General features: G+C 73.3%; 10 protein-coding genes. 4 read left to right on the top strand and 6 right to left on the bottom strand.

The window, feature by feature from the left end:
* The 4 genes from ACFQ3T_RS30920 to ACFQ3T_RS30935 form a co-directional block, all read right to left on the bottom strand.
* Positions 1-364, bottom strand: a 364-nt coding sequence (locus ACFQ3T_RS30920; protein ID WP_380728686.1) for a hypothetical protein, incomplete at its 3' end; no start/stop codon positions are given.
* Positions 365-469: 105 nt separating this feature from the next.
* Complete coding sequence (locus ACFQ3T_RS30925; protein WP_380728688.1) at positions 470-598, bottom strand: hypothetical protein; 129 nt, start codon at positions 596-598, stop codon at positions 470-472.
* A gap of 23 nt (positions 599-621) precedes the next feature.
* The gene (locus tag ACFQ3T_RS30930) at positions 622-1176 is read right to left on the bottom strand and encodes an RDD family protein (RefSeq protein ID WP_380728690.1); all 555 of its coding nucleotides are present in this window, start codon (positions 1174-1176) and stop codon (positions 622-624) included.
* Positions 1177-1259: 83 nt separating this feature from the next.
* Positions 1260-2291 carry a DUF2330 domain-containing protein gene (locus ACFQ3T_RS30935; RefSeq protein ID WP_380728692.1) on the bottom strand — a complete coding sequence of 344 codons (1032 nt, stop codon included), beginning with the start codon at positions 2289-2291 and terminating at the stop codon, positions 1260-1262.
* A 240-nt stretch (positions 2292-2531) separates the two neighbouring features.
* Between ACFQ3T_RS30935 and ACFQ3T_RS30940 the strand changes: the two genes are divergently transcribed.
* The 4 genes from ACFQ3T_RS30940 (at position 2532) to ACFQ3T_RS30955 (ending at position 8525) form a co-directional block, all read left to right on the top strand.
* Positions 2532-3632 (top strand): NAD(P)/FAD-dependent oxidoreductase, encoded by a 1101-nt coding sequence (locus ACFQ3T_RS30940; RefSeq protein WP_380728694.1) that lies wholly within the window; start codon positions 2532-2534, stop codon positions 3630-3632.
* A 62-nt stretch (positions 3633-3694) separates the two neighbouring features.
* Positions 3695-4618 (top strand): LLM class flavin-dependent oxidoreductase, encoded by a 924-nt coding sequence (locus ACFQ3T_RS30945; RefSeq protein WP_380728696.1) that lies wholly within the window; start codon positions 3695-3697, stop codon positions 4616-4618.
* Positions 4619-4770: 152 nt separating this feature from the next.
* Positions 4771-7065: an Orn/Lys/Arg family decarboxylase gene (locus tag ACFQ3T_RS30950; protein WP_380728698.1), complete on the top strand. Its 2295-nt coding sequence runs from the start codon at positions 4771-4773 to the stop codon at positions 7063-7065.
* A 302-nt stretch (positions 7066-7367) separates the two neighbouring features.
* Entirely contained in the window at positions 7368-8525 is a 1158-nt protein-coding gene (locus tag ACFQ3T_RS30955; RefSeq protein WP_380728700.1) for an acyltransferase family protein, read from the top strand.
* A 5-nt stretch (positions 8526-8530) separates the two neighbouring features.
* Here the strand turns inward: ACFQ3T_RS30955 and ACFQ3T_RS30960 are convergent, their stop codons facing one another.
* Together ACFQ3T_RS30960 and ACFQ3T_RS30965 are read right to left on the bottom strand one after the other, a co-directional pair.
* On the bottom strand, positions 8531-9325 hold the full coding sequence (locus ACFQ3T_RS30960) for a S1 family peptidase (RefSeq protein WP_380728702.1): 795 nt from the start codon (positions 9323-9325) through the stop codon (positions 8531-8533).
* 11 nt (positions 9326-9336) lie between these two features.
* The coding region (locus ACFQ3T_RS30965) for a hypothetical protein (protein WP_380728704.1) at positions 9337-9580 on the bottom strand (244 nt) is incomplete at its 5' end.

Consider the following 9580-nt stretch of genomic DNA (forward strand, 5'->3'; position numbering starts at 1 on the left):
CGGCCGCCAGCCACGGCAGGCTGACGTGGTCCGGGTGCCACGGCTGCACCCACAGGACGGTGGCCAGCGCTTCCGCGGCCAGCACGTGCCGCAGCGCGCGCCCCCGGTCGAGGCCGATCCCGCGGCGGCGCAGTCGGCGGCGGTAGTGCGCCGCGATCAGCGGCGGGGCCAGGAGGGCGACCGCCAGCCACCACCCGGTGTACACCCAGTGGGGCGCGCAGCAGAGCAGGGCCGCGCTGCACAGGCCCGCCGTGCCGAACACCAGGAGCGGGAACGTGAACGTCACCCCGGCGGCGCGGGCGAGCGCCTGGAGGTCGGTCAGCTCGGTGAGCACGTCGTGCGCCCGCGGGGCCGCGTCGTCCATGGTCCACCCCCGTCGCCACCGGCGGGACAGGCTACTGCCGCGCGGCGCGCCGGCACCAGACGCCCAGGCGGCGCCCCAGCCCGCGGCGCTTCAGCCCGCGGCGCTTCAGCCCGCGGTGACGAACCTGACCGTCTGGTGGACGACCCCGACCGCGAGGAAGGGCAGCACCGCCGCGATCCACACGACGTTCGCGCAGTCCGGCCGGACCAGCGCGGGCCACGGCCGTTCCGCCACGAGGTGCGATGCGGGGCCGGGGTTCACCGGATGCCCGCGGCGTGGAGTCGGCGGGTGGCGGCCGGGTCGATGGCGGTCCTCCCGGGCGAGCCGCCGAAGGACGGCCCGCCGGCGAACGCGACCGCCAGGAGCACGACGATCAGCAACGGCAGGAGGAGCGTCCGGAGCAGCATGGCCCACCACGCCCTGCCGCCGACGCGGCTGCCGTCCTTGGCCCGCACCAGTTGCGTGCCGATGAGGACCGCGCCGAGCGCGCGGCCGTTGCCGTAGCACATGCCGTACAGCAGTGGGACCACGAACATCAGCGCAAGCAGCAGCCACACCAGCGTCTCGTCGGAGAACTGGGCCTTGATGTGCACGACCGACACGACGACGAAACCGAGCCCGACGCCCACCAGGTACACCACGAAGTCGACGAGCCACGCCAGGAACCGTGCCCCCTCGCCGGCTTTGACGTGCAGCGTGCCGTCGGCGAACACGTCGAGCCGTCGGGCGAGCCGCCGCCCGACCACGGCTTCGGCGTGCTCCTTGGCGATCTCGAACTCGGCCGGCGTGCGTCGCGTTCCGGGCACTGTCACAGCACTCTCCTGGTCGGGCGGTCGGCACGGTGTGCGTCAGCTCCGGGGCATGACCGGACGGCGGTCCGCTCCGGGGCGGACCGTCACGGCTTGGCGGAGCGGCGGCGGCGCACGACCAGCACGGCGCCGGCGACCAGCGCCAGGACCACCAGGATCAGCGGCAGCGCGGGCATCGGCCACGGCGAGGTGACGTACTCCTTGACGACCACGACGGCGCGGTGCGGCTCGTCGGTCGCGGCGCGGGCGAAGCGGATGTCGTCGGTGATCTGGGCCGGCCGGAACTCGCCGTCGTAGCGGGTCAGGTAGCGCGGCCCGGCCAACGCGGCGGACAGCGCCGGGTACTGCGGGTCGGGCTTCACCTCGCCCGCGAACGTCAGGTCGGGAGCGGGGCCGGAGGGCGCCGGGTTGGTGATGTCCATCCGGTGGTCGGCCAGCACGTACAGGCGCAACGGCTGCCTGCTCTCGGCCGTGGCCGACAACCGCATCGGGTACACCGGGGTGTCCGTCTCGAACGCGAGCCGCATCGGCGGCAGTCCGTCGGAGAAGCTGCCGGAGGTCGGCGCCAGGCGCACCGCGACGACCAACCAGCCCTCCGCGAGGTACGGCCCGAGCGCGCCTCCGAGGGCGGTGGGGAGAGTGAAGTTGTTGTCGCCCAACCACTGCGTGACGGCGGTGGCGTCGGCGCCGGCGAGCTGGGCGACCTCGTAGGGGCCGACCTCGACGTGGTCCACGACGGTGGCGCCGTTCTCCGACTCGGGCGGGGCGCCCGCGCCGTCGCCGTCCACGTACACGCGCCGCACCTCGACGTCCGGGCGGCTGACCCGGTCCAGCTCGGTGAACAACTCCCCGTCGGCCACCTCGAACCGGGCGCGCGCGGGCACCGGCATCAGGAACGCCGCCTGGGTCGCCTCGGACTGCGTCTGCACGGAGAGGGTGATCGACTCGGTGTCGCCGGTGAGCTCCACCAACGCCGTCTCCTGCTGCGTGCGCAGCTTGTCGTTGGCGACGAACGCGCCGCAGGCGCATGCGTTGGACAGAGCGGGATCGACCGCCACCAGGGTGGCGACGAGAGCCGCCACCACCGCGACGCGGGTTGCCTTGCGGCCGGTTGCCATGCCTCGTCGGACGTCGTCGGTGACATTCGGGTTCCCCGTCCAACCGTCTTGATCGGACACACACCGCCGACCGCGGAGGTGCGAGGGGCGGCCCAGGCACGCAGCCCGGCCCGTGTCCGTGCGGACCCACCTCGTCCGCTGTGACGTGGGACGCACGTGCGGCAGCCGGTTGCAGTTCGTACTGCGAACTAATATGGTTCGTACTACGAACTGCATCTTCCCGACAGGAGCGTGAACCCCATGAGCCGCACAGTCGTGGTCATCGGCGGCGGTTATGGCGGCGCGGCCGTCGCCAAGGCGCTGGAGGCGGAGGCGGACGTCGTCCTCGTCGACCCGCGCGACGCGTTCTTCAACGCGGCCGCCTCGCTGCGGGCGGTGACCCGGCCGGACTGGGCCGGCAACGCGTTCTTCCCCTACGACACCCTGCTCAGGCGCGGCACCGCGCTGCGCGACCGCGCCGTCTCCGTCGACCCGGGCGGCGTCACGCTGGCCTCGGGCCGCCGCGTCGACGCGGACTACCTGGTGCTGGCCACCGGGTCGAGCTACGCCTACCCGGCCAAGCCCGACGCCGACTCCACGAGCGAGGCGCTGGACGACTTCCGCCGCACCCACAAGGAACTGGCCGCCGCCGACCGGGTGCTGATCCTCGGCGCCGGCCCGGTCGGCCTGGAACTGGCGGGGGAGGTCAAGGAAGCCTGGCCGCACAAGGAGGTGACGATCGTCGACCCGGCCGAACGGCTGCTGCCCGCCTATGAGCCGGAGATGGTCGAGGACCTGCGCCGCCAACTCGGCGAGCTGGACGTCCGGCTGCGGCTGGGCGAGGCGCTGACCACGCCTCCGCCGACCGGACCCGGTCGGGCCGGCACGTTCACCGCCACCACCACCGGCGGCGACGAGATCACGGCGGACATCTGGTTCCGCGCGCACGGCGTGCGCGTCAACAGCGACTACCTCGCCGACGGCCGCCTCACCACCCGCACGCCGGACGGCCGGGTCGCGGTGACCGAGACCCTCAACGTCCGGGGGCACGACCACGTGTACGCGGTCGGCGACATCACCGACGTCCCCGAGGCCAAGATGGCCGGGTACGCGATGCAGCACGCCGAGGTCGTCGCCAAGAACATCGCCGCCCAACTGCGCGGCGAAGCGCCCGCGGCCACCTACCGGCCGTTGCCGCACCCGATGATCCTGCTCCCGCTCGGCTCGACCGGCGGGGTCGGCCAGCTGCCCTCGCCCGACGGCCCGTCCGTCGTCACGGCCGCGACCGTCTCCCAGTACAAGGGCGCCGACCTGTTCACCGGGCGGTTCACCGAGCAGTTCGGCCCCACGGCCATCGGCTGACGCCCCACGGCCGTCGGCACGGCAGTCAAGGGATCCGACCGTTGATCACGAAAGGCGCGACGTTGTCCACACAGGGAGTCGTCTTCGGCTTCGGCGCGCACAGCGGCATCGAGGACGGACCGGAACTGCTCGCCCTGGCGGCGCGGGCGGACCGGGACGGGCTCGACGTCTTCTCGCTGTCCGACCACCCCTACCTCGGCGGGCGCCTCGACGCGTACGCCGCGGTCGGGTTCGTGCTGGGGCGCACCGAGAACATCGCGGGGTTCGCCAACGTCACCAACCTGCCGACCCGGCCCGCGCCGTTGCTGGCGCGCACGGTGACGGCGCTGTCGGCGCTGTCCGGCGGCCGCGTGGTGCTCGGCCTGGGCGCGGGCGGGCGGTGGGACCGGATCTCCGACCTGGGCGTGCCGCCGCTCTCGCCGGGCGAGGCCGTCGACGCCTTCGAGGAGGCGATCGTCCTGGTGCGGCTGCTGTCCGGCGGCGGACCGCCGGTCACCCATCGGGGTCGCCACTACCGGGTGAACCGGATCGAGCCCGCCCCCGTGGCCGCGCCACCGGTGTGGACGGGATCGGTCGGCCCGAGGTCCCTGGCCGCCACGGGCCGGGTGGCGGACGGCTGGATACCGGGCCACGCGGCGGACTGGCTCAGCACGCGCTACCGCTCGTCACGGCCGGTCATCGACGAGGCCGCCGCCGCGGTGGGCCGTGACCCGCGCGAGGTCCGGACCGTCTTCAACGTCCCCGGCCGCATCACCGACCACCCGCTGCGCGCCACCCGTGACGGCGACGGCCGGTGGCTCGGCGGGTCACCCGACCAGTGGGTCGAGGAGCTGACCGGGGCGGTGCTGGAGCACGGCGCGTCCGGGTTCCTCCTCTTCTCGCCGGACGGCGGCACGCCGGACCGCGGCTCCCTCGCCCGGTGGGGCGCGGAGATCGTCCCGGCCGTGCGGGAAGCCCTCGCGGCGGCGGTTCCCGCCACCCGCTGAAACCCTTCAGCCGCACCGGTTGCGCTGCGCGACCACCCACTCTTCCGGGCGAGAGAGCCGCCACGGACAGGTGGTCTTCGCGATCGGCGGGCACGGCGCTGCCTACGTTCGGAGTAGGAGCGCCCGCCCACGTCACACGAGGGAGCCGGCCCATGCCGCAGTCGACCATCCTCATCGCCGCCGACCGGACCTCGGACGACCACGTGGTGCCCGCCTCGAAGGTGGACCAGGTCTGCGCCCACCTGCGCGGGTGCGGCTACGACGTGGTGCTCGTCCACTCCGAGGACGACGCCGCCTCCGTGGTCAAGGCGGACGCCGACATCGCCGCCGCCGCGGTGAGCTGGGAGCTGGTCGGCGGCGGCGTGCAGCTGGGCGACGGCGGTGTGCTGCGCATGCTGCTGGACCGGTTCTCGGCCCGCCTGCCCGTCTTCCTGCTCACGACCGGCGAGTACGACGACGACGCGCCGCTGTGGGTCTCGGAGGTGATCAACGGCTGGATCTGGCTGCTGGAGGACACGCCCGACTTCATCGCGGGCCGCATCGACTTCGCGGCGCGGCAGTACCTGGAGCACGTCCTGCCGCCGTTCTTCCGGGAGCTGACCAGGTTCGACGACACGCACGCCTACTCGTGGCACACCCCGGCCCACGCGGGCGGTGTCGCGTTCCTCAAGTCGCCGGTGGGGCGGGCGTTCTACGACTACTACGGCGAGCGGCTGTTCCGCACCGACGTCTCGGTGTCGGTGGGCGAGCTGGGCTCGCTGTTCGAGCACACAGGCCCGGTCGGCGAGTCCGAGCGCAACGCGGCCCGCGTGTTCGGCGCGGACGCGACGTACTTCGTGCTGCACGGCACCTCCACGTCCAACCGCATGATCGTGCACAGCGCCGTCGCCAAGGACGAGCTCGTGCTGCTCGACCGCAACTGCCACAAGGCGATCAACCACGGCGTCGTGCTCACCGACGCGCGGCCGGTCTACCTCGTGCCCAGCCGCAACGGCTACGGCATCACCGGCCCCATCCCGCCGGAGCGGCTGACCCCCGAGGCGGTGCGCGCCCAGGTCGCGCGGACCCCGATCGCCGCGGACGCCGTGTCCCCGGACCCGGTGTACGCGGTCGTGACGAACTCGACGTACGACGGGCTGTGCTACGACGCGGTCCGGGTCACGGAGCTGCTCGGCGCGTCGACCGACGTCCTGCACTTCGACGAGGCGTGGTTCGCCTACGGCCGCTTCCACCCGCTCTACGCCCGGCGCTACGGCATGGCCGTCGACGGCGACGACGGGCGCCGCCCCACCGTGTTCGCCACCCACTCGTCCCACAAGCTGCTGGCCGCGCTGTCCCAGTCCGCGATGATCCACGTGAAGTCCGGCGGCAAGGCGCCGTTCGACCGATCGCGGTTCGACCAGACGTACATGATGCACGGCACCACCTCGCCGCTGTACCCGATGATCGCCTCCTGCGACGTCGCCGCGGGCATGATGGACGGCCCCTCCGGGCAGTGGTTGACCACCGAGGCGATCACCGAGGCGATCAGGTTCCGGCAGGCCGTCGTCCACCTCGGCCGCCGCCTGGCCGAGGCAGGCGACCGGCCGCCGTGGTTCTTCGGCGCGTGGCAGCCCGACGAGGTCACCGACCCGGACACCGGCGAGCGGGTCCCGTTCGACCGGGCGCCGGTGGACCTGCTCCGCACCCGGCCCGAGTGCTGGACCCTCGACCCGGACGCGGAGTGGCACGGGTTCGGCGGCCTCGAACCGGACTTCTGCCTGCTGGACCCGGTCAAGGTGACGATCACGTGCCCCGGTGTCGACGCGGCGGGGGAGGTGGCCGGCTTCGGCATCCCGGCCCGCGTGGTCACCGCCTACCTGGAGACCCGCCGGATCGTGGTGGAGAAGACGGACGTCTACACGTTCCTGGTGCTGTTCTCCATGGGCATCACCAAGGGCAAGTGGGGCACGCTGCTCGACGCCCTGACGGACTTCAAGCACCTCTACGACCACGACGCGCCGCTCGCCGAGGTGCTGCCGGACCTGGTCGCCGCGCACCCGCGGCGGTACGCGGGCCTGACGCTGCCGGAGCTGTGCGCGCAGATGCACGACAGCCTGACGAAGGGCGAGGTCATCCCGCTGCTCAACGAGGCGTTCACCAGCCCCACGCCGCCCGTCGCGGTGATGACCCCGGCCGAGGCGTACCAGCGCTTCATCCGCGGCCGGACGGAGCTGGTCGGGCTGGCCGACCTCGCCGACCGGGTGGTCGCCACCCAGGTCACGACCACCCCGCCCGGCATCCCGGTGCTGGTGCCCGGCGAGCGCGTCGGCCCCGTCGACAGCCCGCTGCCGCGGTACCTGCGCGTGCTGGAGGAGTTCGACCAGAACTTCCCGGGCTTCGCCAGCGAGACCCACGGCGTGCACCACGAGGACGGCAGGTACTGGATCACCTGCGTGACCGAGTAGGCCGCACCGGGGTTGGCGGCACACCGCAGCGCGGGACTCCGAAACCGAAGGTTCCCGGAATGGCGTCGGCGCGTCCGCGACCCGACCGCCGTCACCGGCCGCGCGCGGGTTCCCGGTCGCGCCCGGAACGACGCCGCGGTCGCGCCGAACAGGTACGAAGCGGTCATCCGTGGTGCCCCAAGTTCAGTGTGGCGGGCGGTCGGGCGGTCCCGGGCGCCACCACGCCGACGCCCGTCCCGTGGCCGTAGCGGCCACGTCACGGCCGGCCGGGTTGTGCCGGAACCACCGGGAGACTTTCCGCCATGACCGCACCGCCCGCCCGCCGCCACGACCTCGACGTGCTTCGAGTCGGCGCGTTCCTGCTGCTGATCCTCTACCACCTGGGCATGTTCTACGTGCCCTGGGACTGGCACGTGAAGAGCGCTCACATCATGCCTGAGCTGGAGCACTGGATGGGCGCCCTCAACCCGTGGCGCCTCACCCTGCTGTTCGTGATCTCGGGCGCGGCCACCCGGTTCATGGCGGACAAGCTCGCGGCCGGGGCGCTCGCGGCCCAGCGCACGCAACGCCTGCTCGTGCCGCTGACGTTCGGGGTGTTCGTCGTGGTGCCGCCGCAGAGCTGGGCGGAAGTGGTGCAGAAGACCGGCTACACCGGCGACCTGGCCGACTTCTGGCCCCGCTACCTGATGTTCGACCAGAGCTTCGGCGTCATCCTGCCGACCTACAACCACCTCTGGTTCGTCGCGTACCTGTGGCTCTACACGATGGTCGCGCTCGCGGCGGGTCCGCTCACGCCCGCGGCCGACCGCGTGGCGGCGAGGTTGCTGACGGGCGCGGGACTGCTCGTCGTGCCGGCGCTGCTGTTCGGGCTGTACCGGGCCACGGCGCACCGGGCCTGGGGCGAGACCCACGTGCTCTGGGCGGACGGCTACTCCCACCTCCAGTACGGCACGGCGTTCCTGCTGGGGTTCCTGCTGGCGAAGCGGGACGCCGCCTGGGCGCTGCTCCAGAAGGTCCGCGCCGGGACGCTCGCCGCCGCGCTGGTCCTCGCCGCCGCCTACCTGACCCTGGCGCGCCTCGGCGCGGACGACTGGTCGGGCTGGTCCGGCACGGGCGTCGCCTTCCTGCGGGAGGCCTACGCGTGGATGGTGATCTGCGCGCTGTTCGGCTACGCGCGACGTCACGTCCGCACCGGTTCCCCGCGCCTGGCCACCCTGAACGAGGCCGTGTTCCCGTTCTACATCGTCCACCAGACGGTGATCGTGCTGGCCGGCCACTTCCTGGCGCCGGTGCGGCTGCCCGCCCCGGCGGAGGCCGGGATCATCCTGGCCGCCACGGTCGCCGGCGGCGTCGCGACGTACGGCCTGGCGCGCACCGTGCCCGCGCTGCGGGTGCCGCTGGGCCTGAAACCCCAGCCGCGTCGCGTGCGGCAGACGAGCCGGGCGGGCACGGTCGAGTAGCGGCGTCAGGAACGGAGCCGCTGCTCGATCAGGGCTTTGTACTCGCTGACCCGCACGTAGACGCCGGGGTTGTCGGGTTGGCCGCAGCCGTTGCCCCACGACACGATGCCGATCTGCTTGCCCCCGGCCGTCAACGGCCCGCCCGAGTCGTGTTGGCACGCGTCCTTGCCGCCCCGCGGGTAGCCCGCGCACACCTGCTTGGCGCGCCGGTACCGCGGGTACGCGTCCGCGCACTCCTGGTCGGAGTAGACCGGCACGGTCGCCTGCCTGAGGTGCTTCGGCGAGCTCGGGCCGCCGTCGGCCGTGTGGCCCCAGCCGACGACCGTGGCCGGTGTGCCCGCCCGGTACAGCGCGCCGTCCCCGGGGCCGGCCAGCGGCATCACCGGTTGGCTCACCGGCCGGGGCAGCGTCAGCACCGCGATGTCGTCGCCCAGCACCACATCGCGGTACCGGTCGTGCACCCAGATCGCCGTGGGCTGGATCTTGCGGTCGGCCGGGGCGGACGTCAGGTCGGTCTGCCCGACGACGACCGTCACGTCCGAGACGGGGCGGAGCTTGCCGCGCCGGAAGAAGCAGTGCGCCGCGGACAGGACCTTGGTGGGCGCGACGATCGTGCCGCCGCAGCCCTGCTCGAAGTTCGGGTGGCCCTTGAACATGATCGCGACCGTCGACGGGTGGCGGCTGATGTCGACCGGTTCGCCGCCGACGACCCGGTCGTCCGGTGACGCCGTGGCGGGGGAGCCGACCGCCGTCGCCACGCACAGCGACAGGACCGAGCACAGCAGCGGGAAGACGCGCATGGGAACTCCGATCACGGGGGCGGCGCCGAGCGGCGGGCCCAGAACGGGTGGCCGACGAACCGAATGACGGCGGCGTGCACGTCCCGGCGGCGGTGCAGGTGCTCGGTGAACGCCTGTCCGACGCGCCGGCAGTACTCCTCGGCCGGCGCGGTCGCGCCCTCGGCCAGGCCCAGCACCGCGTCGGCGGCGGGCCGGGCGAGATCGAGCGCGTGCCGCAGCCCGGAGGACGACAGCGGGTCCACCGCCAGCGCGGCG

This window comes from Saccharothrix hoggarensis (genome assembly GCF_042678885.1).
Lineage (GTDB): Bacteria > Actinomycetota > Actinomycetes > Mycobacteriales > Pseudonocardiaceae > Actinosynnema > Actinosynnema hoggarensis.